This is a genomic window from Kribbella sindirgiensis (assembly GCF_004331435.1).
GTDB classification, from domain to species: domain Bacteria; phylum Actinomycetota; class Actinomycetes; order Propionibacteriales; family Kribbellaceae; genus Kribbella; species Kribbella sindirgiensis.
Genome location: NZ_SJKA01000026.1, coordinates 43,236 through 68,624 on the forward strand (window position 1 = coordinate 43,236; position 25,389 = coordinate 68,624).

31 protein-coding genes are annotated in these 25,389 nt (G+C 69.3%); 12 read left to right on the forward strand and 19 right to left on the reverse strand.

Translation table 11 applies throughout. The annotated features are described in order from the left end of the window. Complete coding sequence (locus tag E0H50_RS39540) at positions 1 to 1,017, forward strand: LacI family DNA-binding transcriptional regulator (RefSeq protein ID WP_131296289.1); 1,017 nt, start codon at positions 1 to 3, stop codon at positions 1,015 to 1,017. 40 nt (positions 1,018 to 1,057) lie between these two features. Continuing rightward, a complete protein-coding gene (locus E0H50_RS39545) occupies positions 1,058 to 2,221 on the forward strand; it encodes a glycoside hydrolase 5 family protein (protein ID WP_131296290.1) in 1,164 nt (387 codons plus the stop codon). Here E0H50_RS39545 and E0H50_RS39550 read toward each other — a convergent pair. Together E0H50_RS39550 and E0H50_RS39555 are read right to left on the reverse strand one after the other, a co-directional pair. Continuing rightward, on the reverse strand, positions 2,203 to 3,354 hold the full coding sequence (locus E0H50_RS39550) for a serine hydrolase domain-containing protein (protein WP_165547457.1): 1,152 nt from the start codon (positions 3,352 to 3,354) through the stop codon (positions 2,203 to 2,205). The genes E0H50_RS39545 and E0H50_RS39550 overlap by 19 nt on opposite strands. 56 nt (positions 3,355 to 3,410) lie before the next feature. Then, positions 3,411 to 4,124 (reverse strand): TetR/AcrR family transcriptional regulator, encoded by a 714-nt coding sequence (locus tag E0H50_RS39555; protein ID WP_131296292.1) that lies wholly within the window; start codon positions 4,122 to 4,124, stop codon positions 3,411 to 3,413. A 138-nt stretch (positions 4,125 to 4,262) separates the two neighbouring features. On the opposite strand from E0H50_RS39555, the gene E0H50_RS39560 reads away from it, so the two are divergent. The 3 genes from E0H50_RS39560 (at position 4,263) to E0H50_RS39570 (ending at position 7,972) form a co-directional block, all read left to right on the forward strand. Continuing rightward, entirely contained in the window at positions 4,263 to 4,688 is a 426-nt protein-coding gene (locus tag E0H50_RS39560) for a DUF1707 domain-containing protein (RefSeq protein WP_131296293.1), read from the forward strand. Then, on the forward strand, positions 4,685 to 5,431 hold the full coding sequence (locus tag E0H50_RS39565; protein ID WP_131296294.1) for an ABC transporter ATP-binding protein: 747 nt from the start codon (positions 4,685 to 4,687) through the stop codon (positions 5,429 to 5,431). Before E0H50_RS39560 ends, E0H50_RS39565 begins: the two co-directional genes overlap by 4 nt. A 69-nt stretch (positions 5,432 to 5,500) precedes the next feature. Next, positions 5,501 to 7,972, forward strand: a complete 2,472-nt coding sequence (locus E0H50_RS39570) for an ABC transporter permease (RefSeq protein WP_131296295.1) — start codon at positions 5,501 to 5,503, stop codon at positions 7,970 to 7,972. Here the strand turns inward: E0H50_RS39570 and E0H50_RS39575 are convergent. Then, entirely contained in the window at positions 7,958 to 8,452 is a 495-nt protein-coding gene (locus E0H50_RS39575; protein WP_131296296.1) for an SseB family protein, read from the reverse strand. The genes E0H50_RS39570 and E0H50_RS39575 overlap by 15 nt on opposite strands. A 282-nt stretch (positions 8,453 to 8,734) precedes the next feature. Here E0H50_RS39575 and E0H50_RS39580 point away from each other — a divergent pair, with 282 nt between their 5' ends. Next, a complete protein-coding gene (locus E0H50_RS39580; RefSeq protein ID WP_131296297.1) occupies positions 8,735 to 9,232 on the forward strand; it encodes a hypothetical protein in 498 nt (165 codons plus the stop codon). Then, entirely contained in the window at positions 9,219 to 9,893 is a 675-nt protein-coding gene (locus E0H50_RS39585; protein WP_131296298.1) for a uridine kinase family protein, read from the forward strand. The genes E0H50_RS39580 and E0H50_RS39585 overlap by 14 nt, the downstream gene beginning before the upstream one ends. Here E0H50_RS39585 and E0H50_RS39590 read toward each other — a convergent pair. The 4 genes from E0H50_RS39590 to E0H50_RS39605 are packed head-to-tail and all read right to left on the reverse strand — an operon-like array spanning position 9,847 to position 12,669. Next, positions 9,847 to 10,641: a class I SAM-dependent methyltransferase gene (locus tag E0H50_RS39590; protein ID WP_202868537.1), complete on the reverse strand. Its 795-nt coding sequence runs from the start codon at positions 10,639 to 10,641 to the stop codon at positions 9,847 to 9,849. The genes E0H50_RS39585 and E0H50_RS39590 overlap by 47 nt on opposite strands. Beyond that, positions 10,638 to 11,078 carry a globin domain-containing protein gene (locus E0H50_RS39595; RefSeq protein ID WP_131296299.1) on the reverse strand — a complete coding sequence of 147 codons (441 nt, stop codon included), beginning with the start codon at positions 11,076 to 11,078 and terminating at the stop codon, positions 10,638 to 10,640. The genes E0H50_RS39590 and E0H50_RS39595 overlap by 4 nt, the downstream gene beginning before the upstream one ends. 23 nt (positions 11,079 to 11,101) lie before the next feature. After that, a complete protein-coding gene (locus tag E0H50_RS39600; protein ID WP_131296300.1) occupies positions 11,102 to 12,322 on the reverse strand; it encodes an RNA polymerase sigma factor in 1,221 nt (406 codons plus the stop codon). Positions 12,323 to 12,324: 2 nt separating this feature from the next. Next, complete coding sequence (locus E0H50_RS39605; protein ID WP_131296301.1) at positions 12,325 to 12,669, reverse strand: YciI family protein; 345 nt, start codon at positions 12,667 to 12,669, stop codon at positions 12,325 to 12,327. 80 nt (positions 12,670 to 12,749) lie between these two features. On the opposite strand from E0H50_RS39605, the gene E0H50_RS39610 reads away from it, so the two are divergent. Beyond that, a complete protein-coding gene (locus E0H50_RS39610; RefSeq protein ID WP_131296302.1) occupies positions 12,750 to 13,634 on the forward strand; it encodes an aldose 1-epimerase family protein in 885 nt (294 codons plus the stop codon). On the opposite strand, the gene E0H50_RS39615 is transcribed toward E0H50_RS39610, so the two are convergent. Genes E0H50_RS39615 through E0H50_RS39630 form a run of 4 tightly spaced genes read right to left on the reverse strand, consistent with a single transcriptional unit; the run spans position 13,612 to position 15,997 of the window. Continuing rightward, positions 13,612 to 14,076 (reverse strand): PH domain-containing protein, encoded by a 465-nt coding sequence (locus E0H50_RS39615; protein WP_131296303.1) that lies wholly within the window; start codon positions 14,074 to 14,076, stop codon positions 13,612 to 13,614. The genes E0H50_RS39610 and E0H50_RS39615 overlap by 23 nt on opposite strands. Positions 14,077 to 14,091: 15 nt before the next feature. After that, the gene (gene hisG, locus E0H50_RS39620) at positions 14,092 to 14,940 is read right to left on the reverse strand and encodes an ATP phosphoribosyltransferase (RefSeq protein WP_131296304.1); all 849 of its coding nucleotides are present in this window, start codon (positions 14,938 to 14,940) and stop codon (positions 14,092 to 14,094) included. 51 nt (positions 14,941 to 14,991) lie between these two features. Then, positions 14,992 to 15,255 (reverse strand): phosphoribosyl-ATP diphosphatase, encoded by a 264-nt coding sequence (locus E0H50_RS39625; protein ID WP_131296305.1) that lies wholly within the window; start codon positions 15,253 to 15,255, stop codon positions 14,992 to 14,994. A 49-nt stretch (positions 15,256 to 15,304) separates the two neighbouring features. After that, positions 15,305 to 15,997, reverse strand: coding sequence for an MBL fold metallo-hydrolase (locus E0H50_RS39630; RefSeq protein ID WP_131296306.1), 693 nt, complete (start codon positions 15,995 to 15,997; stop codon positions 15,305 to 15,307). Between the two features lie 45 nt (positions 15,998 to 16,042). Between E0H50_RS39630 and E0H50_RS39635 the strand changes: the two genes are divergently transcribed. Beyond that, positions 16,043 to 16,981: a P1 family peptidase gene (locus tag E0H50_RS39635; RefSeq protein ID WP_238151658.1), complete on the forward strand. Its 939-nt coding sequence runs from the start codon at positions 16,043 to 16,045 to the stop codon at positions 16,979 to 16,981. Here the strand turns inward: E0H50_RS39635 and E0H50_RS39640 are convergent. Continuing rightward, positions 16,959 to 17,468, reverse strand: coding sequence for an anthrone oxygenase family protein (locus E0H50_RS39640; protein ID WP_131296308.1), 510 nt, complete (start codon positions 17,466 to 17,468; stop codon positions 16,959 to 16,961). The two genes, E0H50_RS39635 and E0H50_RS39640, sit on opposite strands and share 23 nt — an antisense overlap. Further along, positions 17,468 to 18,106 (reverse strand): NAD(P)-dependent oxidoreductase, encoded by a 639-nt coding sequence (locus E0H50_RS39645; protein ID WP_131296309.1) that lies wholly within the window; start codon positions 18,104 to 18,106, stop codon positions 17,468 to 17,470. Before E0H50_RS39645 ends, E0H50_RS39640 begins: the two co-directional genes overlap by 1 nt. Before the next feature lie 81 nt (positions 18,107 to 18,187). Between E0H50_RS39645 and E0H50_RS39650 the strand changes: the two genes are divergently transcribed. Next, the gene (locus E0H50_RS39650; RefSeq protein ID WP_131296310.1) at positions 18,188 to 18,649 is read left to right on the forward strand and encodes a MarR family transcriptional regulator; all 462 of its coding nucleotides are present in this window, start codon (positions 18,188 to 18,190) and stop codon (positions 18,647 to 18,649) included. On the opposite strand, the gene E0H50_RS39655 is transcribed toward E0H50_RS39650, so the two are convergent. Continuing rightward, positions 18,632 to 19,597 (reverse strand): helix-turn-helix transcriptional regulator, encoded by a 966-nt coding sequence (locus tag E0H50_RS39655; RefSeq protein ID WP_131296311.1) that lies wholly within the window; start codon positions 19,595 to 19,597, stop codon positions 18,632 to 18,634. The two genes, E0H50_RS39650 and E0H50_RS39655, sit on opposite strands and share 18 nt — an antisense overlap. 62 nt (positions 19,598 to 19,659) lie before the next feature. Between E0H50_RS39655 and E0H50_RS43625 the strand changes: the two genes are divergently transcribed. Together E0H50_RS43625 and E0H50_RS39665 are read left to right on the forward strand one after the other, a co-directional pair. After that, a complete protein-coding gene (locus E0H50_RS43625; protein WP_202868539.1) occupies positions 19,660 to 20,619 on the forward strand; it encodes a hypothetical protein in 960 nt (319 codons plus the stop codon). A gap of 156 nt (positions 20,620 to 20,775) precedes the next feature. Further along, positions 20,776 to 21,270, forward strand: a complete 495-nt coding sequence (locus E0H50_RS39665) for a hypothetical protein (RefSeq protein WP_131296312.1) — start codon at positions 20,776 to 20,778, stop codon at positions 21,268 to 21,270. A 55-nt stretch (positions 21,271 to 21,325) separates the two neighbouring features. Here E0H50_RS39665 and ribH read toward each other — a convergent pair whose 3' ends face one another. Genes ribH through ribD form a run of 5 tightly spaced genes read right to left on the reverse strand, consistent with a single transcriptional unit; the run spans position 21,326 to position 25,364 of the window. Then, a complete protein-coding gene (gene ribH / locus E0H50_RS39670; RefSeq protein ID WP_131296313.1) occupies positions 21,326 to 21,799 on the reverse strand; it encodes a 6,7-dimethyl-8-ribityllumazine synthase in 474 nt (157 codons plus the stop codon). Next, positions 21,799 to 23,037, reverse strand: a complete 1,239-nt coding sequence (locus E0H50_RS39675) for a bifunctional 3,4-dihydroxy-2-butanone-4-phosphate synthase/GTP cyclohydrolase II (protein ID WP_131296314.1) — start codon at positions 23,035 to 23,037, stop codon at positions 21,799 to 21,801. The genes ribH and E0H50_RS39675 overlap by 1 nt, the downstream gene beginning before the upstream one ends. Next, the gene (gene pnuC / locus E0H50_RS39680) at positions 23,038 to 23,712 is read right to left on the reverse strand and encodes a nicotinamide riboside transporter PnuC (protein ID WP_131296315.1); all 675 of its coding nucleotides are present in this window, start codon (positions 23,710 to 23,712) and stop codon (positions 23,038 to 23,040) included. Continuing rightward, positions 23,709 to 24,335: a riboflavin synthase gene (locus E0H50_RS39685; protein ID WP_131296316.1), complete on the reverse strand. Its 627-nt coding sequence runs from the start codon at positions 24,333 to 24,335 to the stop codon at positions 23,709 to 23,711. The genes pnuC and E0H50_RS39685 overlap by 4 nt, the downstream gene beginning before the upstream one ends. After that, a complete protein-coding gene (gene ribD / locus E0H50_RS39690) occupies positions 24,336 to 25,364 on the reverse strand; it encodes a bifunctional diaminohydroxyphosphoribosylaminopyrimidine deaminase/5-amino-6-(5-phosphoribosylamino)uracil reductase RibD (RefSeq protein ID WP_131296317.1) in 1,029 nt (342 codons plus the stop codon). Positions 25,365 to 25,389: the final 25 nt, after the last annotated feature.

Below are 25,389 nucleotides of genomic sequence, written 5' to 3' on the forward strand. Positions count from 1 at the left end.
ATGGCGAGACCGACGATCGCGGACATCGCGACCAGGGCCGGGGTGTCGAAGGGTGCGGTGTCGTTCGCGCTGAACGGGCGGCCGGGGGTCAGCGACGCGACCCGCGAGCGGATCCTGAAGATCGCCGAGCAGATGAGCTGGCGGCCGCACAGCGCGGCGCGGGCGCTCGGGGCGTCCCGGGTCGACTCGGTCGGAATGGTGATCGCGCGCCCGGCCCGCACGCTCGGCGTCGAGCCGTTCTTCGCGCATCTGCTGTCCGGCGTGCAGTCGGGGCTGTCGGCGGAGTCGATCTCGCTGCAGCTGCTGATCGTCGAAGACACCGCGGCCGAGATCGAGGTGTACCGGCGGTGGGCGTCGGAGCACCGGGTCGACGGCGTGATCCTGGTCGACCTGACCGTGAAGGACCCGCGGGTCGACGAGCTCCGGGCGCTCGAGCTGCCGGCCGTCGTGATCGGCGGCCGCGGCGGCAAGGGCGCGCTCGCCTCGGTCTGGGCCGACGACCGGGACGCGATGCTCTCGATCGTCGAGTACCTGGCCGCGCTCGGCCATCGCCGGATCGCGCACGTCGCCGGTACGCCGAACTTCCAGCACACGCAGCGCCGGATCCGGGCCGTCCGCGACGCCGCGCCCCGGCTCGGACTGCTCGACGCCCCCTCGCTGACCACGGACTTCAGCGACGCGGAGGGCGCCGCGATCACCCGCAAACTGCTGTCCCAGTCCGATCGCCCGACCGCGATCGTCTACGACAGCGACGTGATGGCGGTGGCCGGCCTCGGGGTCGCGATGGAGATGGGCGTCTCGGTGCCCGGCGACCTGTCGATCGTCGCGTTCGACGACTCGATCCTCACCCAGCTCATGCACCCGGCGCTGACGGCCCTGTCCCGCGACACGTTCGATTTCGGCCGCCAGGCCGCCGAGGTGCTGCTCGAGACGATCGCCGACCCCGGCACGGTGATCAACCGCCGGACCGCCGACCCGGTCCTGACGGTCCGCGAGTCGACCGCTCCCCCGGCCTGACGTTTGCGCTACCGGCCTAAACCGATTTAGCATCCTCGGCATGTCTTCGGATCCCGTCAGGTTTGGCGCCAACTACGTTCCCTCGGCGGGATGGTTCTACAGCTGGCTGGACTACGACGGCGCCGCGGTCCGGCGGGATTTCGCGGACCTGGCCGGGATCGGGCTGGATCACGTCCGGGTCTTCCCGGTCTGGCCGTGGATCCAGCCGAACCGGGCGATCATCCGCGAGCGGGCGATCGCCGACCTGCTGGACACGATCGACGCCGCCGCGGAGCACGGGCTGACCGTCGCGGTCGACCTGATCCAGGGGCACCTGTCCAGCTTCGACTTCCTCCCGTCGTGGGTGCTGACCTGGCACAAGAGCAGCCTGTTCGAGGACAGGACGGTCCGCGACGGACTCACGGCGTACGTCGACGCCGTGGCGCGCGCGGTCGCGACGAAGCCGAACGTCTTCGCGATCACGCTCGGCAACGAGGTCAACAACCTCTGGCCGGACAGCTCCACCACGCCGCAGGCCTCGACCGCGTGGGCGCAGGAGCTGCTGACGACGGTACAGAAGGCAGCACCCGGCGTACTCGCCCTGCACTCGGTCTTCGACGACGCCTGGTACAAGGGCGACCACCCGTTCCATCCCGTTGACGCGGTGGACCTGGGTGACCTGACCACTGTCCACTCGTGGGTTTTCAACGGGGTCTCACGAGTGGACGGTCCCCTCGGTCCGGCCACCCTCACCCACGCCGACTACCTGGTAGAGCTCGCCAAGTCGCTCGCCCCGGAGCGGCCCGTCTGGCTGCAGGAAATCGGCGTACCGGGACCCGACATCCCCGTCGACCTGCAGGCCGAGTTCACCCGGCGGACCGTCGAGACCGTCCTGGGGAACCCAGCGCTGTACGGCGTGACGTGGTGGTCCTCGCACGACATCGACCGGCGGCTGCTCGACTTCCCGGACCGCGAGTACGACCTCGGCCTGTTCACGGTCGACCACCGGCGCAAACCGGCCGCGCAGGCGCTCGCGGACCTGATCGCGACGACGCGCGCGAACGGCGCGCCGGCGCAAGCGCCCGCCACCACGCTGACCGCACCGATCAACCTCCGCACCCAGCCGGAACGTCGCGCGGAAGTTGCCCCCGGCAGCGAATTCCACCTCCACTGGGTCGAGGCCCGCACCCACAGCCCGGTCCGGATTCAGCTCGCCAACAGCTGACGCAGTTCCTGGTTGACGTTCGCGCCGGGAGCCGCGTCGTAGTTGCCGAGGTGGATCGCGGTCCAGCCGCGGCCCGGGTACCACTCGGTGCTCGTACTGATGCCAGGCGCACCGCCGAGATGCCCGGTGATCAGCACACCGTTGAGGATGGCGCTGTCCATCCCGTACCCGATGAAGTTGGTGACCTCGGGCAGCCCCGGTTTCGCCGGCAGCGGCGGTATCGGGAACTTCGGCGTGACGAAGACATCCCGGTACGTCGCGCTCACCAGCGTGCTGTCATTCAGCGCCCGGGCGAAGCGCACCAGGTCGGGCGCCGTCGCGAACGCGTTGCCCGCGGGGCTGCCGATGACGCCGAACGTGTCTCCGTCGAGGGCGTCGTACCGCTTGCCGGAGGCATCGGTCGGGTACGGATGCGCGAAGCGGCTGTCGGTGCGCCATTGGTCCAGCAGGGTGAAATCCGACGCGGTCATGCCGGCCGGGCGGAAGATGTGCTTGCGGATGTAGTCGTAGTAGGACTCGCCCGAGATCTTCTCGACGATGCAGCCGAGCACGTGGAAACCCGAGTTGCTGTACTTGCTGCCGGTGCCCGGTGTGAACGCGAGCGACTCCGTGCGGATATAGCGCAGGGTGCCGTCCACCATCTGGCGCGGCGTCGTCCAGGTCGCCGACTCCGCGAAGTACCCCGCGATCTGCATGTAGTCGCCCAGGCCCGACGTGTGCGTGAGCAGATGGTGGATCGTGACGTGGTCCGCGATCTCGGGCTTGAATCCGGTCAGGTACTTGCCGATCGGGTCGACGAGACTCAGTGAGCCGCGCTGGGCGAGCTGCGCGATCGCCGTCGCGGTGAACATCTTGGTCACCGAGGCCAGGCAGTACCTGGTGTCCGCCCGGTTGCGGATGCCCTTCTTCCGGTCGGCGTACCCGATCGAGCGCGACACCACCGTGCGACCGTCGCGGGTGACCAGAACGGTTCCGGAGAACAGATCATCAGCCTCGAGCCGATCGAGGTACTTGTCGAGCTCGCCGCGCAGACCCGAGGGTGTTGCGGCGCGGGCCGTCGCGGGAAGGACCGCGACGCCGGCGACGGCCAGACCGGTCGCGCCCAGAAACGTACGCCTGCTGTGGTTGGTCAAAGGATTGCTCCTCACGTTGTCAGTGAGATCCAATCCCAGGGCCTGTTTCTCCGGCGTTACCGCTTGGCGATCAGTACGTCGATGCCGTCGAGGATTCGTGCCAGGCCGAACTCGAGGTCGTCGTCGAGTTCGTCCTCGTACTCCTGGTTGAGATAGAGCGACACCAGCGTCGGGTATCCGCCCTCGATCAGCCGCGGTACGAGGAACTGGCCGACCTGTTCGGTCTGCACCGGCGTGTGATCGCTCGCGCCGAGCTGACGCGCCAGGCCGGCGTAGTTCCGCGCATACCCGTCCAGCAGCACCAGGCAGCCGAGGTTGTCGTGCTGGCTGAGCCCGGTCTCGGCCATCGCCGCCAGCATCACCTCGACCCAGCGCAGCAGGTTCGGCGTGACGGGCGCGCCGCGGATCGGTACGTCGAGCAGCCACGGACGGTCGGCGTACAACTTCACCTGCGCGTCCACCCACGCGATCGCCGCCGCACGCCAGCCGGACGGCAGCTCCGGCGGCATCCCGACAGCCTTGTCGTGGACCAGGACGATCAGCTCTTCCTTGGACCGGACGTAGCGGTACATGGCGTTCGTGGTGACGCCGAGCTGCGCCGCGATCCGCTGCAGCGAGATCGCCTCGAACCCGTCCCGATCGCCGAACTCGATGCCGGTGGCCACGATCTGCTCGATCGACAGCGCCGGCTTCGGCCCGCGCCGCTGCACCGGCAGCACGCCCCACGAGAGGGCGAGCCCCGGCGGCAGGTCCGCGCGGTCCTCGGTCACACCTCCATCCTGTCGTACGCCGGACACGTGCGAACAGGGGTGTTAGCACCACCTCGAAACGGGTCCTGAGCACCGGGTCAGCGAAACTGTTCAACCCCTACGCTTTTTCGTGTCAGCACAACCCGGAAGGACACGATGATGAACAACCTCCTCGAACACCTCCTGACCCCGGACCAGGTCCAGCTCACCGACGCCGACCGTCACGCCGCGCTCGCCAAGCTGGACAGCGCCGTACGGCAGGCCGCACTCACCCCGTCCCAGGCGAGCGACCGGCACGAGCTGGTACTCGCGGCCCGGACCCGCGGCGAGCTCCGGAACATCCTGTCCGGCGTCGCGAACGCCGCACCGCCCCGCGGGCTGACCGTGGCGCTCCAGGCCGTCTCAGGTGTCTGGCTGGTCGCCTGCGTGGTCCAGTTCGTGGTCTGGGTGGTCTTGGCGGTCTTCGGTCACTTCGACGGCCCGTGGTGGCTGTGGTCGGACCTGGGCCTCGGTGCGGTCGTCGCGATCCTGTGGTTCACGAACGAGTCGTACCACCGCAAGAACGACGTACTGGTCGCCTCGTGAGCACGCCCGTACAGCTCACCGACGTCCGTAAGGTCTACGGCACCGGTCCGGGCGCGGTCGATGCTCTGGCCGGTGTGACCTACGGGTTCGCGGCCGGCACGTTCACCGCGGTGATGGGGCCGTCCGGCTCCGGCAAGAGCACGCTGCTGCACTGTGCGGCCGGTCTGGACAGTCCGACGTCGGGTGACGTCCAGTTGGCCGGGCGGTCGTTGCGGGGGCTGGACGAGACGGCGCTGACGGAGCTGCGGCGCGAGCAGGTCGCCTTTGTGTTCCAGTCCTTCAACCTGATGCCCGCTTTGACTGTGCGGCAGAACGTCGTACTCCCGCTGACGCTGGCCGGGAAGGCTCCGGACGACGCGTGGGTGACCGAGGTGATCCGGCGCGTCGGGCTCGGCGAGCGCAGCAAGCACCGGCCGAGCGAGCTGTCCGGCGGTCAGCAGCAACGCGTCGCGATCGCCCGCGCTCTCGCTGGACGAACCGCGATCACCTTCGCCGACGAGCCGACCGGGGCGCTGGACACCACCACCGCCCTAGAGGTCCTCACCCTGCTCCGCGACCAGTCCCGCGAACTCGGCCAAACCATCGCAATGGTCACCCACGACCCCGTCGCGGCGTCGTACGCCGACCGCGTGGTCTTCCTCGTCGACGGCCAAATAGTCGCCGAAACGACCCACCCCACCCCAGAAGCCGTAGCCGCCCACCTAGCCCAACTGAGCACCCGCAACACCCCAAACCCCACCTGACCACCGCACCTCACTCGCCCACCGCACCCGCGCCTCGCCCATCCCACAGCACCCAGGGAGATTCCGCTCATGTTGCGCCTCGCTGTCACCACGCTCCGGTATCGGACTGCCGCGTTCCTCGCGATCTTCGTCGCGGTCCTGCTCGGCGGGGCGCTGTTGTCCGCCGCCGGCGGCCTGCTCGAATCCGGCCTCCGCCTCAACGCCCCACCCCAACGCCTGGCCGCCGCCCCGATCGTCGTCACCGGCGACCCCGCCTACCACCCACCCAACGGCAGCGGCGCCGCCCCCTTCCCAGAACGCCCCCGCCTCGACCCCACCCTGACCAAGAAACTCGCCGGCACCCGAGGAGTCGCCCAAGCAGTCCCCGATCGCTCCTTCCCCGCGATCCTCACGACCCACCTGACCAATCCCGACTCCGCGGGTACGGCGCTCGCGGGCCACGGGTGGAGCTCCGCCCCGCTCACGCCGTACGAACTGACCACCGGCCGGGCGCCCCGCACCGGAGAGATCGTCCTGGACGAACGGCTGACCGACGCCGCGAAGCCCGGTGATCGACTGGCTGTGACCGTCGGCGGCGAGTCGCGGACCTACACGCTGGCGGGGATCGCGCGAGCCCAGCACCGGGTGGATGTGCCAGGGGTCTTCTTCGCGGACTCGGATGTGCCTGCGGGGGTCGACGCGATCGGCCTGTTTCCGGCCAACGGAACCTCACCCCGCGACCTCGCGAAACGACTCGACCTCCCGACCGGCGTCAAGGCCTACACCGGCGACGACCGCGGCGTCGCGGAGTTCCAGGGAATCGCGACAAGCCTCCCGCTGATCATCATGTCCGGCGTCTTCGGCGGCATGGTGGCCGTGGTGATGGCACTCGTGGTCTCAGCCACGATCGGTCTGTCGGTACGCCAACGCCGCCGCGAACTCGCACTCCTCCGAGCCAGCGGCGCAACCCCACGCCAGGTCGCCAAGATGGTGATCGCCGAAACCATGCTCGTCGGCCTGATCGGCCTCGTCCTCGGCCTGCTCTGCGGTCGGATCGCAGGTACCTGGATCTTCGGGCTGCTCGCCGACGGCGGAGTCGTCCCGCCGCAGCTGCGCTTCGACCAGGGTCCGCTCCCGTTCGCCGGCGCCGCACTCCTGACCTTCGCGGTACTGCGCGTCACCGTCGGAATCGCGGCCGGACAGGCGGCCCGGATCCGCCCGATCCAGGCCCTGGCGGAAGCCGCCGTACCGAACGTCGCGCTGGGCCGTATCCGGATCGTCATCGGCCTGATCTTCGCCGGAGCAACCGTCGCGATCGCGCTGTCGACACCGTTCATGGGACCGGCGAACGCCGCCGCGATCGGTGGACCGGCCGGCCTGACCGGATCGATCGCGGTCGCGATCCTGGCCCCGCTGGTGATCCAGCGATCCCTGGTCCCCCGCCTCACGCGACTCGTCGAGAAGCGCGGTACCAGCGGGGTCCTGGCGGTGATCAACCTGCGGGTCCGCGCCGTGCAGTTCGCCGCGATCCTGGTCCCGATCACGATCGCCACGGCGATTGCCATCGGCAACATCTACTCGCAGACCACCCAGCAGAAGGCCGCCGTCGAGGCGTTCACCGGCAACCTGGCCGCCGACGTAGCCGTGACCAGCACGGCGGGCGGCATCGCGCCCGAGCTCACCGCAGCCGCCCGGTCGGTGCCCGGCGTCACCACGGTGTCCGAACTGGTCCGCAGCAAGGGCTGGATCGAGGAGCCGTACGACAAGTCCCACACCAGCGACGCGTGGCCGCTCCTCGGCCTGAGCGGTCCGGTCTACACGGGCAAGGTCAAGAAGGGTTCGCTGGACGATCTGACCGGCGAGACCATCGCCCTCCCACCCGGTACGGCGAAGAAACTGAAGGTCGACGTCGGTTCGCAGATCGGCGTCCGCCTGGGCGACAACGCCCTGGTCAAGGTAAAGGTCGTCGCATTGGTCGAAGGCCCGTCCGGCTACGAGTCCCTCCTGCTCCCGGCGCAACTGCTGGCCACGCACACGACAACAGGTCTCCCAAGTCAGCTCCTGCTGAAAACGAACGGCACAAAGCTCGACCTCCCCGCGTGGCCCGGTACGACGGCCGGCGGCCGGGAGCTGCTCGGCGAGGGGCTGGACACCGGTCTCGGCGTGGACGCCTGGATCGGGTACCTGCTGGCTGCGATCGCGGTCGCGTACACGGCGATCGCCTCGGTGAACACGATCGCGGTCGCGGTGCTGGACCGGCGGCGGGAGTTCGGGCTGCAGCGGCTGACCGGGTCGACCCGGCGGGAGGTGTCCCGGATGCTGACGCTCGAGGGGCTACTGATCGCCGGGCTCGGGTTGGCGGCCGGGCTGATCACGGCGGCGTTCACGGTGCTGCCGATCGCGATGGCGACCCGCGGATGGCCGATACCGTCCGGGTCGGTGTGGGTCCTGGCCGGCTGGATCGCGGTGGTTCTGCTCCTGGTGCTGCCGACCACCGCGATCACCGGCCGGATCGCGATGCGGTCCAGGCCGATGGACGCGCTCAGCTCACCCGTGGGCTGATTCGATCCATCCGTAGCCGCCGTCTTCCAGGCGCACCACCTGGAGGCCGGCGGCCAGTCGCCGTACGTCGTCGGTCTCGATCACGCCCGCGGCCGGGCCGGCGATGTCCAGCACGATCGCCGCGGCGCCCTCCTGGACCGCCGCGGTGGCGACCAGTTGCGTGTGCTGGGGCATCGGGCGAGCCGCGGGATCCCAGCGGGCCAGACTCTCGGTGCCGCTGAACGCGAGGAGCGCGTTCCGCCCGTCCTGGCCCTGGAGCAGGACCACGGCCATGTCCGACGTCTTGTCGTGCGCGAGCCCGTTCTCGTCGTACTCCACCTCGCCGAGCATCGCGACGACCGGCACCAGCAGCCGCGCCTTGGTCAGCGCCGCCAGCACCGCTCCCTCGTCCCCGTCGGCGAGCGCCCGGGCCAGCGCCGGGTCCGCCGACCCGTCGTCGTTGTCGAAACCGGTGAAGGCCAGCCGCCGCTCTGGTTGCATGCCTGCATTCTCCCCGGACCCGGACCGCCACCACTCACCAACCCCGCCGAACCGAGCCTCCGGCACGCTCGGCACGCCGGGATGCGGGGCAGAATCGGAGGTTGATGAGTGGTGGAGGTCCGGATCTCCAGGCCATCACAACTGCGGCTCGCGGGCGGAGGCACGCTCACGCCAGGGCGCGGACATCGATTGTGATGGCCTGGGGATCCGGACCGCGGTTTCAGGGGCACGTCAGGGCTGTTCCCCTCTTGGTTCGCGGGCCATCTGTGCGAGCCTGGACATGTGCCTACTTACGACGCTTCGACGCTACTGCCGCTCTGCGCAGGCTTGACGCTGCTCGGACTGATCGGCTCGTGGTTCGCCTGGCGACGCCGTGGAATCGCGGCAGGGACGCGTGGGATCGCCTGGTCACTGCTACCGGTCTCGCTGTACATGACCGGGTTGCTCAAGGTGCTGTGGGAAGTGGTGCGTTCGGTTGTGAGCTGGGCCGCCCACCTGATCTTCTCGCCGACCGTGTGGGCCGGAGTCGCGCTGTTCGGCGTCTCGGTCGTGCTGTACGTCGTCTCGGGTGTAGCCCGGGGCCGCGGCGGGAACCAGAAGGCCGAGAAGGCACAGAAGAAACCCGCCTCGCCCGCGGGAGAGCTGACGTCGACGGGCCCGGAGCCCGCGTCGGCCGCGACCGCCAAAGCTGCCAAGCCGTCAAAGGGGAAGGCGAAGCAGCAGGAATCGTCGGAGTTCGACGAGATCGAGGACATCCTGAAGCGCCATGGAATCAACTGACAAGGCCCTTGACCAAGGCCCGAACCCCCTGACCATCGACTCACTGCTGGACAACGTCCAGGCCGGTGCGCCACGCCTCGGCCGGACCAGGCTGATCGGTATCGACGGCCCCGCCGGGTCCGGCAAGACGACCGTCGCCGCCGCCCTCGAGGCCCGGGCGAAGGCCCGCGACCTGAACACCTACGTCATCCACATGGACGACCTGTACGACGGCTGGGACGGAGCCGAGCGTGGATTCGCCCTGCTCCGCGATCACGTCCTGCAACGGCTGGCCGACGGCCGCGAAGGGCGGTACCGGCGGTACGACTGGTATCAGGGCGTGTACGCCGAGCTGCACGTCGTACCGAACACTGTGGACCTGCTGATCGTCGAAGGTGTCACTGCCTGCGACCGGGACGCGGGCCACTGGCAGGCGTTGCGGCTCTGGGTCGAGACGTCGAACGAGGTTCGCCTGGACCGCGGGATCGAACGCGACGGCGAGGCCCTCCGTGACCACTGGCTGGAGTGGATGCGCTGGGAACGCGACCACTTCGCCGACCAGGCCACCCGCTCCCGCGCCCACGTGATCGTCGACGGCGACCCGTCGACGCCCTTCGACCCGGCGCTCGAACTCGTCACGAAGTCGGTGGCGCTCCCGCCGCACGACTCAGCTGCTTCCTGACCGAGATCAGCCGGGCCCGCGGGTGGTGCGTCCACTCGCCGTCGGGTGCTTCCGCGAGGTACTTCGCCCGGAGTTCCGCGATGTAGTCGTCTCCGCGCGCCAGCGCGAGCGCACGCATCGGCCCGGCGTGGTTGGCGGCGTCGAAGTACTCCGCCGCGCCCGGATGGGTCATGGGGAACGACAGGTGGACGTCGCGTTCGATCACGGCGCCGTCGAGGGCCGGGATCAGATCGTCCTCCCAGGAGTTGTCGCGCCCGGCGTCGATCACCTTGTCGAGAAGGGCGAACGGACCGGTGTCCTCGATGGTCCCGGGCCAGTAGACAACGCACAGGCGGCCCCCGGGCCGAAGTACGTCGTACCAGGACCGGATCGCGGTGGCGGGATCCGGGAGCTGCTGGAGGCCGAACACCGAGACCACGGCCGCGGCGGACCAGGCCGGGTCCAGCGTCATGGCATTTCCTTGGACGACCTCGACCAATGGGTTCCCGGCGGCCCGGAGGCGGGCGAGCCGGACCATCCCGGCGGACAGGTCGATGCCGGCGATCCGCCGACCGGGCCATCGTGGCGCCAGCAGCGCCAGCTCGGGAAACGTCCCGCAGCACGGCACCAGGACCGGACCCTCCGGTACGTCGTCGAGCTCGTCGACGGCGGCCCGGACCCACGGTGCGAAGCGTGGGACGAAGTACGTTTCGTAGCCCTCGGCCGCCTCGTCCCAGCTCTGGGCGAGCCTCGCCAGGCGATCCGTCACGTCTCCAGTCCGTCCCAGGACCAGCGCGGGACGGGCTGGTCGTCGGCGATGTCGTCGACGTCGTGGCGATACATCGTGGTGAAGGTCGCCCAGGCGAAGTAGTCGTGCAGTACGGCCCTGGTCCGCTCGTCGTCGATGCCGGCCGCGATCACTGCCTCGTCGAAGCACGCGATCGCCCGGTGGTTCATCTCGTCGTGCTCGCCGTTTCCGGCATGGCGGCGCTGCACCGACGCCTCGTCGCCGTACGCCTCGGTGTAGGCAGGCGGTCCGCCCAGTGCCTCACCCCAGTACGCCGCCAGCCGCTCGGTGTGATCCGGCCGCGCGCCACCGTGGAAGGCGTGGCTGACGACCTCGTCCGCCATCACCCGCTCGTGCCACTCAGCCGCCAGCCGCACCATACCTTCGGCCCCACCCGCCGCTTCGTAAACGGTCTCCATCCAGCCATGTTAGGGCGCGCACCTTACTTTTGGAGGCCGGTGAGGCGGCGGCGGACCAGGTTGCGTTCGGGTTCGGAGCCGGCCAGGGCGAGGGCCTGCTCGTAGGCGGTGATTGCCTCCGGCAAACGTCCGAGGCGTTGCAGCAGGTCTGCGCGGGCCAGCGCGAACGGGTGGTAGTCCTGGAGCCGGGGATCAGCCGCTAGCTCGGCTAGCAGTGCTAGCCCCGCTTCAGGGCCGTCGCGGAGCGCGATCGCGGCGGCGCGGTTCAGCGCGATCACCGGTGACGGGTCGAGGCCCAGCAGTACGTCGTACAGCTGGACGATCTGGGGCCAGTCGGTGCTCCCGAACTCGGCGGCCTCGTCGTGGACCGCGTTGATCGCGGCCTGGACGGCGTACGGTCCGGGCGGCCCGCCGGTGAGGGCGGTGACGACCAGGTCGCGGCCCTCGGCGACCATCTCGTGGTCCCAGCGGCCGCGGTCCTGGTCCTCGAGCAGGACGATCTCGCCGCCGGGGCCGGTGCGGGCGTCGCGGCGGGCGTGGATCAGCAGCATCAGCGCCAGCAGGCCGGTGACCTCGCGCTCGCCGGGGAGAAGACGGTGCAGGATCCGGGCCAGGCGGATCGCTTCCTCGGCCAGGTCCAGGCGTTGCAGGTACGGTCCGGAGCTGGCGGCGTACCCCTCGGTGAAGACCGAGTAGATCACCTGCAGTACGCCGGGCAGTCGCTCCGGCAGCTCGTCCGGGCCGGGGACGCGGAACGGGATCCGCGCCTCCCGGATCTTCTTCTTCGCGCGGACGATCCGCTTCGCCATCGTCGCGGTCGGGACCAGGAACGCCCGCGCGACCTCCGGCGTGGTCAGCCCGGCGAGGCACCGCAGCGTCAGCGCGCCGCGGTCCTCGGCGGCGAGCGCCGGGTGGGTGCAGGTGAAGAACAGCTGCAGCCGCTCGTCGGGCAGTTCGTCCCCGGTCGCCTGCGGCGTCGGGCGATCCGCCTCGACCTGCAGGATCGCGAGTTTGGCGGCGTACACCTGGTCCCGGCGGAGCCGGTCGACCGCCTTCCGCCGGGCGGTGGTCATCAACCAGCCGCCCGGGTTCGGCGGTACGCCGTCGACCGGCCAGCGCGTGAGCGCCGCCTCGATCGCCTCCGACGTGACCTCCTCGGCCAGGTCGAGGTCCCCGAACCTCCGAGCTAGCGCTGCTAGCAAACGGCCGCGCTCCTCCCGGAAGACCGCCTCGACCTGCTCCATCCTCAGAACTCCGCGACCGGCCGCACGATCACCGAACCGCCGCCGCGCGATCCCGGGCACTTCGCGGCCCAGTCGAGCGCCACGTCCAGGTCCGGTACGTCGATCACGTAGAACCCGCCGAGCACCTCCCGGGTCTCCGCGAACGGCCCGTCGGTCACGGTCCGCTTGCCGTCGTTGGCGACCTCGACCCGGGTCGCGGTGACCAGATCGGCCAGCGACTCGGAGGCGACCACCACGCCCGCGTCGGTGATCTCCTTGTCGAACCGCATCCAGTCCTCCGGCTCACACCCCACCGGTGCGTCCTGCAGGTCCAGCTCGCCGGCGTTGATCAGCAGCAGATATTTCATGTCGTTCCTCCTGTGAGCGTGTCTACAGCATCACTACGAACGGGGTCGCCCCCGATGGACCGGTCAGTCAGGATTGGGGCATGACTGTTTTGCCTTCGGGTGAGCAATGGGTCCTCCGCGGCGGCGGGTACGAGGTGACGGTGGTGAGTGTCGGCGGCGGGCTGCGGGACCTCACGTACGACGGGCGCCCGGTCCTGCTCGCGTACGGCGAGGACGAGGCGGCGCATGCCGGACTCGGGCAGCACCTGTTCCCGTGGCCGAACCGGATCACGGACGGGCAGTACACGTTCGAGGGCGCCGACCAGCAGCTGTACCTGACCGAACCGGCCCGCCAGAACGCGATCCACGGCCTCACCCGCTGGGCGAACTGGGTCCGCCTCGACGACGGCTCCGACGGAGCTGCTGTGGCGGTCGGCCACCGCCTGCACGGCCAGCCGGGTTACCCCCACCAGCTCGAGCTCCGCCTCGATTACCACCTGACGGACAGGCTGACGGTAGCCGCGACTGCCACCAACGTGGGCCGATCAACAGCGCCGTACGGCTATGGAGCGCACCCGTACCTCAGCGTCGGTCGCCCGATCGACGAGTGCATCCTCGAATTCACCGCAGCGCAGCGGCTCGAGGTGTCCGCGGACCGTATGGCGCCGGTGGGCCTGACGCCGGTCGACGGTTCGCCGTACGACTTCCGTGAGCCGCGACTGATCGGCTCGACCTCGATCGACAACGCGTTCACCGGCCTGGACGGCGAGTGGACCGTGTCCCTCACCGACCCGGACAGCGGCGCGCGGTCGGTGCTGACGAGTGACACGCCGTGGATGCAGCTGTTCACCGGCGAGGCGGTCGGGCGTACGGCGCTCGCGGTCGAGCCGATGACCTGCCCGCCGGACGCATTCCGTACCGGTCAGGACCTCGTCGTCCTCAAGCCCGGCGACTCACAGACGACTAGTTTTCAGGTATCCGTTTAGGACCGGCGCCGTGTTCGCGGGCGACCGCTGCCAGCTGCTTGGCGGCGCGGCTCGCCCGCGCACCCTCGGCCGCCTGGACCGCGAGAATGCCGATCCGGTTGTCATCGGCATCGAACAGCTGCAGCCACGCGTCGCCCGGCCGGAACCGCAGCGCGCTGACCTCCGACCACTGCAATGTGTACGACTTGAACACGTTCCGGATCCGCAGCCGGTCCGCGTACGCCGTGACGCGCAGCGTGGTCATCCGGTACAGGATCCAGAGAATCGCGCCGAAGAACGCGAGCAGCGTGAGCCGCTGGAACCAGTCGAACGACCCACGATCCTCCGGCGACAACCGGAACCAGATCACCCCGAACACGGCAATCAGCGACAACCCCATCCCACCCGCCATCGCGGCAATGATCCGCGGATGAAACACGTAGAGACGGTCGGAGCCGGGCATGTCGCTCTCGGTCCGTCAGATCCGGCAGGCGTGGATGTCGGTGGTGAGGATCGCGCGGGCGCCGACCTCCCAGAGCTGGTCCATCAGGCGCTGTGCCTCGGCCCGCTGGACCATGACCCGAACGGCGACCCAGCCCTGCCGGTGCAGCGGGGAGACGGTCGGCGACTCCAGGCCGGGCGCGACCGCGGTGGCGGCGTCGACGTCCTCGGCGCGGATGTCGTAGTCCATCATCACGTAGTTCCGCGCGATCAGAACGCCCTCGAGCCGGCGGACCAGCTGCTGCAGGCCGTTCGCCGGGTTCTCGACGCCGTGCCGCTTGATCAGCACCGCCTCGGACTGCAGGATCGGCTCCCCGAACACCTCGAGCCCCGCCTGGCGCAGCGTCGTACCGGTCTCGACGACGTCCGCGATCACATCCGCGACACCGAGCTGAACGGCCGACTCCACGGCGCCGTCCAGGCGCACGACCGCCGCGTCGACACCGTTCTCGGCCAGGTGGTCCTGCAGTACGCCGGCGTACGACGTGGCGATCCGCTTCCCGGCCAGGTCCTTCACGGAATCCGCGACCCCGGGCCGCCCGGCGAACCGGAACGTGGACGAACCGAACCCGAGGCCCATGATCACGTCCGCGTCCGCGTGCGAGTCCAGCACCAGGTCGCGGCCGGAGATCCCGACGTCGAGCGTGCCCTCGCCGACGTACACGGCGATGTCACGCGGGCGGAGGTAGTAGAACTCGACCTCGTTGGCCGCGTCGGTGAGGGTGAGGTCCTTGGTGGTCCGGCGCTGCTTGTAGCCGGCTTCGACGAGCATCTCGGTGGCGGCCTCGCTCAGCGAGCCCTTGTTGGGTACTGCGACGCGCAGCATGGCGACTGCCCTTTCTGGGGATGTGAACCGGTGATCTGTGGGAGAGGACTCCTACAGATGTCGGTACACGTCCTCGAGGTCCAGGCCGAGGGCATGCATCATCACCTGAGCGTGGTAGATGAGCTGTGACAGCTCCTCCGCGGCCCGCTCCTTGCCCTCGTACTCCGCTGCCATCCACGACTCGGCGGCTTCCTCGACCAGCTTCTTCCCGATCGAGTGCACGCCGGCGTCCAGCGCCGCCACGGTCCCGGAACCCTCCGGCCGTGTCGCCGCCTTCTCACCCAGCTCGGCAAACAGCTCCTCAAAACTCTTCATCGCCCGCCCAGCCTACGGGTCCCACCCGCGAGCGCCGTCCCCAGGTCCGCTAGCCGGACTGCGTCAGCGCCTCGGACAGTCGCCGCGGGGGCGAGTGAGCGTCGACGTACCAGTCGTGGCGCTCGGTGAGGAGGCGCTTGACCATGGCGTGGTCGAGGGTGTCGTTGGGTGTGCGGAGGTGGTACGGCGGTGGGTAGAAGGCGTCTCCGAGGAGGGCTACGCCGTCGGCCAGGACAATGGTGGAGTCCGGGGCGTGGTTTCCGCCGACGTGCCGCAGTACGACGTCGGTCGGGAGGGTGAGCGTGTCGTCGAAGGTCTGGTCCGGGAGGACGATCCGGAAGTCGGTCCATTCGGGGACGGCCAGGGCGCGGGCCCGGAAGCTGGGGGCGAGCTTGGGGTTGGCCTCGACCTGGTCGTGGAGGTAGCGGTGGCTCCACGGGCGTTCGGACTCGGTCTTCAGCAGGTCGACGGCTGTGGAATGGGCGATCACGGTGACATCGGGCCAGGCGCAGGCGCCCCAGGTGTGGTCCCAGTGGTGGTGGGTGTAGACGAGCCACTTCGGCGCGGGCAGTCCTGCGGCGGCAATCGCCGTACCGACGGCTCTTGCGTGCTCGGGGCTGTTGCCGGCGTCGACGAGGACGCTGCCGCGGTCGTCGGCGATCACGGCGACGGACGGGCGGATCGCGTCGGGATCGGGGTCGTGCGGGTAGATCCAGACCCGACCCGTCAACTGCTGCAGCATGTGGCCGACGATAGCTGTATGCAGAGTCCTCGGAGAGTTCGTGAGTTGGGTGTAGTCGTCGGAACGCTGCCCACGGGGCCGCTCAACGCGATCACCGACGTGCCCGGCGTGCGGGTCGGTCAGACGACGATCACCGGCGACGGGCTGAACACCGGGGTGACGGCGATCGTCCCGGACGGCTGGGCGCAGACGCTGCCGGCCGCGGTTGCTGTCGGCAACGGGTACGGGAAGCTGGTCGGCTCGACGCAGGTGGACGAACTGGGCGTCATCGAAACCCCCATCCTGCTCACCGGGACGCTCAGCACGTTCCGCGTCGCCGACGCGCTGCTCACCTGGCTGCTCGACCGCGACCCGAAAGCGACCAGCCTGAACCCGGTCGTCGGCGAAACGAACGACGGCCACCTCTCGGACATCCGCCGCCGCCCGATCACCCCCGAGGCCGTCCACGCCGCCCTGGACACCGCCTCGGCCGGCCTTGTGGAAGAAGGCTGCGCCGGTGCCGGCACCGGAACCTGTGCACTCGGCTTCAAGGCCGGAATCGGCACGGCGTCCCGTACGACGCCTGCCGGACAGACCGTTGGCGTACTCGTGCAGGCGAACTTCTCCGGTCTGCTGACCGTGCTCGGACGCCCGGTCCCCGCCCAACCGATCGACGCGGACGGTAATTCCTGCATGATCGTGGTCGCGACCGACCTCCCGCTCGACTCCCGCCAACTCGGCCGGCTCGCCCGCCGGGCGATCTTCGCGATGGGCCGCGTCGGCTCCGACTACGCCCCCGGCAGCGGCGACTACGCGATCGCCTTCACCACCGCCCGTACGCCGGACTTCCCCGACCGCGACCTCCGGACACCGTTCCAGGCAGTCACCGAATCGGTCGAGGAAGCCCTCCTGAACTCCTTGACGATGGCCCGAACCACCACCGGCCACCAAGCCCGCACCGCCCACGCCGTACCCCACGACCTCATCGTCCAGAGGCCTCTTTGAGCACGCGCCGACCATTTTCAGGGTCTCGGAATGGTTGGCGCGTGCTCAAGGTCGATCCGATCAGTGCGCCGAACGCGAGGAGTGCGGCCGCGGTGCGGATCAGGTGTGCGAGCTGCCAGCGATCACGTACGGCGGCCCAGTCGGCAGGCGGGTTCTGCACGGACCACGACGACTGGTCCGAGTTGATCGGCAGGTTGATGGCGAGCGTCGTCGCGAAGACTACGACCAGCAGCACGAGCGCCACCAGCACCAGGCGCCGACCGTTGCCCCGGGCCCAGATCGCCAGCACCACGGTGGTGACGATCGCCGGAATCAACGTCACCGAGGCGAGCCGGTCCAGCGAGTCCAGCTCGACCAGCCGAACCTGCGTGTAGATCGAGGCCCCGAACCCACGCAACGAGTTCTCCAGCACCGCCACACACACCAGGAACCCGGCAAAGACACCACTGAAGACCAGGCTCAGCCCGCGAACAACCCCGTGCGCCATCAGTACGCCACCCCAACCGGCTGGCAGACCGTCTCCGGCCGATCTAGCACCGCTAGCATCAGCTGCGCGACGTCCGCCCGCGAGATCGTGTACCCGCGCGTCACCGTGCCGCCGACCTCCATGCGATAGGTCCCGGTCAGCGCCTTGTTCGTGAGCTTCGGCGGCCGCACGACCGTCCATTCCGTCGTACTGCTCCTGATGTCCGCCTCCATCACCCGCAGATCGGCGTACACGTCCGCAGCGAACGCGTTGATCATCGGATAGAGCAGCCGCCGGTTGAGGAAGCTCTCGTCCGGCGGCACCGGCCCGAGCGGCGCGGCACTCACCGCGACGAACCGCCGTACGCCGACGGCCTCCATCGCCGCCAGCATCGACCGCGTGCTCTCCGACGCGACCGGCCCGTCCTTCCGCCCGCGGGCGCCGACGCCGGAGATGACCGCCTCGCTCCCGTCGACGGCGTCCCGCAGCGGCTCCGCCTGGGTCAGGCCTGGTACCCGGATCACCTCCAGCGCCGGATGCACCACGTCGTACGCCGACGACGTACGGACCACTGCCGTCACCTTGTGCCCCGCGTCGAGCGCCTGCCGTACGACGTGGCCGCCGATCCCGCCCGTCGCCCCGAACACCGTGATTCTCATCCCGACCGCCTTCCTGAAATCTTCTCTGTTCCTCATATAGTATGGATCTCATAAGATATGGAACAGATACGGAGAGGTGACATGCGCCACCGCCGGCGGACCGGGAACGAGATCAAGGCCGCGCTCCGCGACCTGCGGATCCAGCTCGCGCTGCTCAACCACCAGGTCGGCGGCGAGCTGGCGTTGAAGGACGTCGACCTCGACTGCCTCGACATCCTCGCCCGCGACGGATCGCTGACGCCGAGCGTGCTGGCCCGCCGGGCCGGACTGCACCCGGCAACACTGACCGGGATTCTCGACCGGCTCGAAGACGCCGGCTGGATCGCCCGCGACCGCGCCCGGCCGGACCGCCGCAGCGTCACGATCCGCGTGCTGCCGGACCGCGGGATGGAGGTGTTCCGGCTGTACCAGCCGATGATGAGCGCGATGGACGACGTACTGGCGGACTACACCGAGGCCGAACTCGAGCTGATCGCCACGTTCCTGCGGCGCAGTGCCGCAGCAGGCGAGCGTGTGCTGGGGCGCTCAGCTGTAGAGAGCTGACAGCGTGCGGCCGAGATTGGCCAGCTCGGCCCGCAGCTCGGCGGGCTCCAGTACCTCGATCGCGTCCCCGAATCGGCAGAGGGAGGCGGCCGCGTTCGGGATCGACTCGATCGGGATCGTCACCACCACACTCCCGTCGGCGTCTGGTTCGGCGGCGGCGACGGCTTTGACCAGTGCCGGGTACGAGACGTCGTACATCTTCGCGGCCAGCCGCGCGGTCACCCGGACCACGGCCTCTGCTGTGTAGCGGACCTGGTCGAAGCCCTCCAAGTGGTCCTGCCAGAACTGCTGCAGCTCGAAGCCGTCGTCGCGCTCGAACACCTCGTCGGTCGGCGTCAGGTCGAGGATGTTGGAGACGCGGTACGTGCGCAGACCGCCGGGCGTCGACGCCACGACGTACCAGCTGCCGTTCTTCAGCACGAGTCCGTACGGTTCGAGGATCCGCTCGACCTCGCGGGGCTCCTCCCAGCGGCGGTACCGGACCTTGATGCGGCGGTCGTGGAGTACGGCGTCGGCGACGGCGGACAGCTGTGGTGAGACCTCGGCCTCCTGGTACCAGGCGGGTAGGTCGAGGTGGAAGCGGTTCTTCAGCCGGCCGGCGCGATCCCGCTGATCGGGCGCTAGCGCTGCTAGCAGTTTGAGTTCGGCGGCGCTCGTCTCCGCGGTCAGCCCCAGTGCGGCGGCCGCGCCCGGCATACCGACGAGGAACAGCGCAGCGGCCTCCTGTTCGGTGAGACCGGTCAGGCGGGTGCGGTAGCCCTCGACCAGGCGGTACCCGCCTGCTCGGCCTTGGTCGGCGTACACCGGGACCCCGGCCGCGGCGAGCGCCTCGACGTCGCGATAAATCGTCCGCAGCGACACCTCGAGCTCATCGGCCAGCTCGCGCGCGGTCAGCTGCCGGCGCGTCTGCAGCAACAGCAGGATCGACAGGAGCCGGCTCGAACGCATAGTTCGAGGTTAGTCCTTATGACTGCCATCGGTTGTCAGGTTTTGCTCCCAAGCTGGGCGGTATGACGACTTGGACCAAGGTGACCGGCGACTTCGACTTCCTCAACGGGTACTTCGACGTCCACCACAAAACCCTGAAACAGGCCTTCGTGGGCTGCGACGAATGGCTCGAGTACGACGGAACGACGACCGCGCGCACGTACTTCGACGGGCAGATCAGCATCGACGAGATGCGCTTCCCGACGAAGGGGTCCTACGGGCTGTCGCTGCGCGTGTTCGACCCGGAATATCTGCGGTGGAGCATCTGGTGGGTCGACAGCCGGACGATGCAGCTCTACCCGCCGGTGCACGGCGGCTGGACCGCGGACGGCTCGCGGTGCCGGCTGGTCGGCGAGGACACGCACGAGGGGAAGCCGATCCTGTGCAGCTACGAGTGGTCGGACATCACGGCCGAGACCGCGCACTGGGAGCAGGCCTACTCCAACGACGGCGGCGAGACCTGGGAAACCAACTGGATCATGGACTTCACCCGGCGCCACACTCCCCCGCCCGCACTGGACGCACCGAAGCTCACCGACGACTTCGACTTCCTCGTCGGCCGCTGGTCCTTCCACAACCGGCGGCGCCGTCCCGTGCTGGGCGAGCCGTTCGAGTGGTACGAACACGACGCGACGATGGAAGCCACGACCTACTTCGACGGCGCGATCAGCTTCGACGAGGGCTGGTTCCCGAGCGAGGGCTTCCGCGGCGCGACGTTCCGCCTCTACGACCCTGTCGAGAAAACCTGGTCCATCCACTGGATCAACAGCCAACGCGGCCGCCTGGAAACCCCTGTCATCGGCGCCTTCCAGGACGGCACCGGCACCTTCGAAGGCCCCGACGAATGGAACGGCCAACCCATCGACGTCCGCTTCCTCTGGACCCCAGGCACCGACAAAGCCGCCTGGGAACAATCCTTCTCCACCGACCACGGCCAAACCTGGACCACCAACTGGCACATGGCACACACCCGAACTCATTGACGTCGCCGGGCGTGGTGGCGAGGGCATGGATCCCCAGGCCATCACAATCCAGGGCCGCCCGCGTGCCCCGGCGGACATCCGACGGCGGCGGGCGATTGTGATGGCCTGGGCGTCCTCGCACCCGTCTTGGTCGCTCGTTGGGGCAAGCTTGTTGTCGTGAGTAACTCGCTGGCGTTGGTAGCTGAGGTTCGGGCCGGCGATGCCGGGTCGCCTGGTGATCTGCGAACGGACCGTCATTTCCTGGAGTTCGTCGTGGACGGCGAGCGGCTCGGCCGGGTCCTCGGCCCGTTCCTTGACTATGACGACGCCACCGAGGACTACGTGTCGGTCTTGGTGAGAGACTGGCCGACCGGCCGAGCCTTCGAGGATCTCGACCGCCTTCTAGGTGCGGTTCCGGAGCCGTCACTCGGCGGCCGGACCGCCATCTATGTCTGCGCCGAATGCGGTGATGTCGGATGCGGCGCGGTCACCGCGGTGGTCGAGGTCCACGACGAGTTGGTCGTGTGGCGCGACTTCGGCTACCAGAACGACTACGAGCCGTTCGACCAGCGCACGGTGTTCACCGAGGTGGGTCCATTCACGTTCGACCGGCGTTCGTACGCACGCGTTCTCGAGGAGTTCCGCACAACCGGCAACGGCGAGCCGACCTAGCGCGCAGAGGACCCCCATCCCCCGTGACTACGGCAAGCTCGCACGCTCGGACGGACTATCCCAGTTGGCGGACGGCGGCCAGGGTTGAGAGGGCGGCTTGGGTGGCTTCGTAGCCTTTGTCTTCTCGGCTGTCGGGGAGGCCGGCTCGGTCCAGGGCTTGGGGGTCGTTGTCGCAGGTGAGTACGCCGAAGCCGATGGGGACGCCCGTGGTGACGCCGACCTGCATGAGGCCTTCGGTCGCCGCCTGGCAGACGTATTCGAAGTGGGGAGTGTCGCCGCGGATCACCACGCCGAGGGCGACGACCGCGTCGTACCCGGACTTCGCCGCGTGCAGTGCCGCGACCGGGAGTTCGAAGGAGCCGGGCACCCGGATGACGGTGTGCTCGGTGACGCCGGAGTCCTCCAGTGCGCGGAGGGCGCCGGCGAGGAGGCCGTCGGTGACTTTCGGGTGCCACTGGGCGGCGACGATCGCGACCTTGGCGTCTTCGACGTGCGGTACCTCGATGGTGGGTGCTCCACTGCCCGACATCAGCCGGCTCCGTTCTCTTCAGTCAACACGCCACCCGGCAAGTGGTGGCCCATTCGATCGCGCTTGGTGCGCAGGTACCGCAGGTTGTGCTCGGTCGGGTCGATGGAGATCCCGCGGCGCTCGACGACGTCGATGCCGTACCCCTGCACGCCCGCGAGCTTGTCGGGATTGTTGGTCAGCAACCGCACTTCCTTGACGCCCAGGTCGGCGAGGATCTGCGCACCGGTCCCGTAGTCGCGAGCGTCCGCCGGCAACCCGAGGTCCAGGTTCGCGTCGACGGTGTCCCGGCCCGCGTCCTGCAGCTCGTACGCCTGCAGCTTGTGCAGCAGTCCGATCCCGCGGCCCTCATGCCCACGCAGGTACACCACGACACCGCCCTCGGCCGCGACCTGCCGCATCGCCTCGTCCAGCTGCGGCCCGCAGTCACACCGCAGCGACCCGAACACGTCGCCGGTCAGGCACTCCGAGTGCAACCGCACCAGCGTCGGCCCGTCGCCCAGCGAGCCGCGTACCAGGGCGAGCTGCTCCGACCCGTCCACCGTGCTGCGGTAGCCGTGGGCAACGAAATCGCCGTACTGCGTCGGCAGCGTCGTCGTCGCGACCCGCTGGATCTGGGACTCCGTACGGCGCCGGTACCGGATCAGGTCGTCGATCGACACCAGGACCAGCCCGTGCTCGTCCGCGAACGTCCGCAGGTCGTGCCCGCGCTTCATCGTGCCGTCGTCGTTCACCAGCTCCGAGATCACCGCGGCCGGCGTCAGCCCGGCCATCCGCGCCAGGTCGATCGACGCCTCGGTGTGACCGGGACGAACCAGTACGCCGCCCTCGCGGCCCCGCAACGGGAACACGTGCCCGGGCTGCACCAGGTCGTACGGCTCCGAGGCGGAGTCTGTCAGCACCCGGATTGTCCGCGCCCGGTCGGCGGCCGAGATCCCGGTGGAGATCCCGTCCCGCGCGTCGACCGAGATCGTGTACGCCGTCCGCATCCGCTCCCGGTTGTGCGGCGTCATCAACGGGATCCCGAGCCGGTCGAGCTCCGAACCCTCCATCGGCACGCACACCACACCGGAGCTGTACCGGATCAGGAACGCCAGCAGCTCCGGCGTCGCCTTGGACGCGGCGAAGATCAGGTCGCCCTCGTTCTCGCGGTCCTCGTCGTCGACCACGATCACCGGCCGGCCGGCGCGGATCTCGTCGATCGCGTGCTCGATCGTGTCGAGCTTCAGCACGTCACCCATCTATCCCACCACCACAGGTTCAGGAGCTTGGACCCGCTCACGGTTCTGGATCTTCCACCACGACGCGAACCCGACCACGCAGAACAACCCGTACACGATGTACATCGACGCCGACGGGTAGAACTTCGCCTGGATCAGCAGCGGTACGCCGACCACGTCGACGGCGATCCAGATCAGCCAGAACTCGACGAAGCCACGCGCCATCCCGTACGTCGCCAGGATCGACCCGGTGAGGATCCACGCGTCCCACTGCGGGCCCCACGATCCGAGTTCCCGCAGAACGAAGTACGAGATCGTGTACAGAACGACCGCGATGCCGGCGAGCTCGAGCCGCTCGCGCGCGGTCGCCCACCGCGGCTGAACGCCGGTGGCGGCGCCGCCGTGGCGGGTCTGGTACCAGCGGTACCACCCGTAGAGGCTGACGAGCGCGAAGAACACCTGGCGGCCGGCCTGGCCCCAGAGGTCCTTGTCCTGCGGGGTGTCGAAGATCCCGCCGACGAAGACCGTGAACAGCAACACGTTGCCGACGATGCCGACCGGCCACGCCGACACCAGCCGGCGCATGCCGAACAGCGCGCTGGCCAGACCGAACACGTTGCCGACGATCTCCCGGACCAGCACCTCCGACCCGGCGATCGTCACCGTGGAGTGCAACAACCAGTCGATCGGGTTCACCGCACGCCTCCGTCGTCCTTCACGTTTCCTGCGGTAAGCAGCCGTTCCACGTACTTCGCGATCACGTCGACCTCGAGGTTGACGGTGTCGCCGACCTTGTTCGCACCCAGCACGGTCAGCTCCAGCGTGGTCGGGATCAGGCTGACCCCGAACGTGCCGGACGCGTCGTCGACGTCGGTCACGGTCAGCGAGACACCGTCGATCGCGATCGAGCCCTTCTCGGCGACGTACTTGAGGATCGCGGGTGCAGTCGCGATCCGGACGTCTTCCCAGTGCTCGCCGGGGGTGCGCGCAGCGATCGTGCCGGTGCCGTCGACGTGGCCCTGGACGATGTGCCCGCCGAGCCGCTCGTGCGCGGCGACAGCCCGCTCGAGGTTGACCGGCGAGCCCTTCTGCAGACCGCCGAGGCTGGTGCGCTGCAGCGTCTCGCGCATCACGTCCGCGGTGAACACGCCGCCGCCGTACTCCACCACCGTCAGGCAGCAGCCGTTGACCGCGATCGACGCGCCGTGCGCTGCGTCCTCGGTCACCTTCGGACCGCGGATGGTGAGCCGCGCGGCGTCACCGTCCAGCAGATCCAGTGACTCGACCGTGCCGAGTTCTTCGATGATGCCGGTGAACATCTACTTTCCTCCCAGAGGAACCAGGGTCAGCCGGACGTCGTCGCCCAGGCGGGTGACGTCCGCTAGCTTGAACCGCCGCAGGTGGTCGATCGATTCCGCGCCGAGGTCGCCGACCGCGCCGTACCCGGAACCGAGCACGGCCGGGGCGACGTACGCGACGATCTGGTCGACGAGCCCGGCGCGCAGGAACGCGGCAGCCAGAGTCGGGCCGCCTTCGAGCCAGAGGTGCCGGATCTGCCGGTCGTCCAACTGCCGGAGCACCTCGGCGGGATCGTGGGTCGGCAGCAGCAACGTCTCCGCGCGCTCGTTCCGGACCCGCGCGGTGGGCGGGATCTCACGGTCGCCGACGACCACCCGCAACGGCTGCCGCGCCGCGGGTACGTCGTGCTCGTCGCGGACCGTCAGTTCGGGGTCGTCGTCCAGCACCGTCTGGGTGCCGACGGCAATCGCGTCGCACTCGGCCCGCAGCCGGTGGACGTCGGCGCGCGCGATCGGGCCGGTGATCCACTTACTCGTCCCGTCCGGCGCCGCGGACCGCCCGTCGAGCGTGGTCGCGAACTTCCAGGTGACGAACGGCCGCCCCGTCCGGACGCTGTGCAACCAGACCTGGTTGACCGCCTCGGCCTCGGTCTGCAGGACGCCCTGCACGACGTCGATGTTCTTGTTCCGCAGCTTGTCGGCACCACCGGAAGCGGTCCGGTTCGGATCGGGTACGGCGTACACGACGCGCGCGATCTCGGCCTCGATCAGGGCGTCCGCGCACGGACCGGTCCGGCCGGTGTGGTTGCACGGCTCGAGCGTGACGTACGCCGTACCGCCGCGGGCCTGTGCGCCGGCCATCCGGAGCGCCTCGATCTCGGCATGCGGGCCGCCGGCAACGGCATGGAAGCCCTCGCCGACCGGATGCCCGTCCCGGCCGGTGATCACACACCCGACGACCGGGTTCGGATGAGTGCTGCCGGTACCTTTCGCAGCCAACTCGACAGCACGCCGCATCCAGGCGATGTCGATCGGCGACGCGTCGTTCACTACTCGGGCCCCTCGTCGTCACGGA

Excerpts from the sequence above, each read along its gene's own strand:
- E0H50_RS39540 (WP_131296289.1), top strand. The coding sequence starts at position 1 with ATGGCGAGACCGACGATCGCGGACATCGCGACCAGGGCCGGGGTGTCG.
- E0H50_RS39545 (WP_131296290.1), top strand. The coding sequence starts at position 1,058 with ATGTCTTCGGATCCCGTCAGGTTTGGCGCCAACTACGTTCCCTCGGCG.
- E0H50_RS39560 (WP_131296293.1), top strand. The coding sequence starts at position 4,263 with ATGAACAACCTCCTCGAACACCTCCTGACCCCGGACCAGGTCCAGCTC.
- E0H50_RS39570 (WP_131296295.1), top strand. The coding sequence starts at position 5,501 with ATGTTGCGCCTCGCTGTCACCACGCTCCGGTATCGGACTGCCGCGTTC.
- E0H50_RS39575 (WP_131296296.1), bottom strand. The coding sequence starts at position 8,452 with ATGCAACCAGAGCGGCGGCTGGCCTTCACCGGTTTCGACAACGACGAC.
- E0H50_RS39585 (WP_131296298.1), top strand. The coding sequence starts at position 9,219 with ATGGAATCAACTGACAAGGCCCTTGACCAAGGCCCGAACCCCCTGACC.
- E0H50_RS39595 (WP_131296299.1), bottom strand. The coding sequence starts at position 11,078 with ATGGAGACCGTTTACGAAGCGGCGGGTGGGGCCGAAGGTATGGTGCGG.
- E0H50_RS39600 (WP_131296300.1), bottom strand. The coding sequence starts at position 12,322 with ATGGAGCAGGTCGAGGCGGTCTTCCGGGAGGAGCGCGGCCGTTTGCTA.
- E0H50_RS39605 (WP_131296301.1), bottom strand. The coding sequence starts at position 12,669 with ATGAAATATCTGCTGCTGATCAACGCCGGCGAGCTGGACCTGCAGGAC.
- E0H50_RS39610 (WP_131296302.1), top strand. The coding sequence starts at position 12,750 with ATGACTGTTTTGCCTTCGGGTGAGCAATGGGTCCTCCGCGGCGGCGGG.
- E0H50_RS39615 (WP_131296303.1), bottom strand. The coding sequence starts at position 14,076 with ATGCCCGGCTCCGACCGTCTCTACGTGTTTCATCCGCGGATCATTGCC.
- hisG (WP_131296304.1), bottom strand. The coding sequence starts at position 14,940 with ATGCTGCGCGTCGCAGTACCCAACAAGGGCTCGCTGAGCGAGGCCGCC.
- E0H50_RS39625 (WP_131296305.1), bottom strand. The coding sequence starts at position 15,255 with ATGAAGAGTTTTGAGGAGCTGTTTGCCGAGCTGGGTGAGAAGGCGGCG.
- E0H50_RS39630 (WP_131296306.1), bottom strand. The coding sequence starts at position 15,997 with ATGCTGCAGCAGTTGACGGGTCGGGTCTGGATCTACCCGCACGACCCC.
- E0H50_RS39640 (WP_131296308.1), bottom strand. The coding sequence starts at position 17,468 with ATGGCGCACGGGGTTGTTCGCGGGCTGAGCCTGGTCTTCAGTGGTGTC.
- E0H50_RS39645 (WP_131296309.1), bottom strand. The coding sequence starts at position 18,106 with ATGAGAATCACGGTGTTCGGGGCGACGGGCGGGATCGGCGGCCACGTC.
- E0H50_RS39650 (WP_131296310.1), top strand. The coding sequence starts at position 18,188 with ATGCGCCACCGCCGGCGGACCGGGAACGAGATCAAGGCCGCGCTCCGC.
- E0H50_RS39655 (WP_131296311.1), bottom strand. The coding sequence starts at position 19,597 with ATGCGTTCGAGCCGGCTCCTGTCGATCCTGCTGTTGCTGCAGACGCGC.
- E0H50_RS43625 (WP_202868539.1), top strand. The coding sequence starts at position 19,660 with ATGACGACTTGGACCAAGGTGACCGGCGACTTCGACTTCCTCAACGGG.
- ribH (WP_131296313.1), bottom strand. The coding sequence starts at position 21,799 with ATGTCGGGCAGTGGAGCACCCACCATCGAGGTACCGCACGTCGAAGAC.
- E0H50_RS39675 (WP_131296314.1), bottom strand. The coding sequence starts at position 23,037 with ATGGGTGACGTGCTGAAGCTCGACACGATCGAGCACGCGATCGACGAG.
- E0H50_RS39685 (WP_131296316.1), bottom strand. The coding sequence starts at position 24,335 with ATGTTCACCGGCATCATCGAAGAACTCGGCACGGTCGAGTCACTGGAT.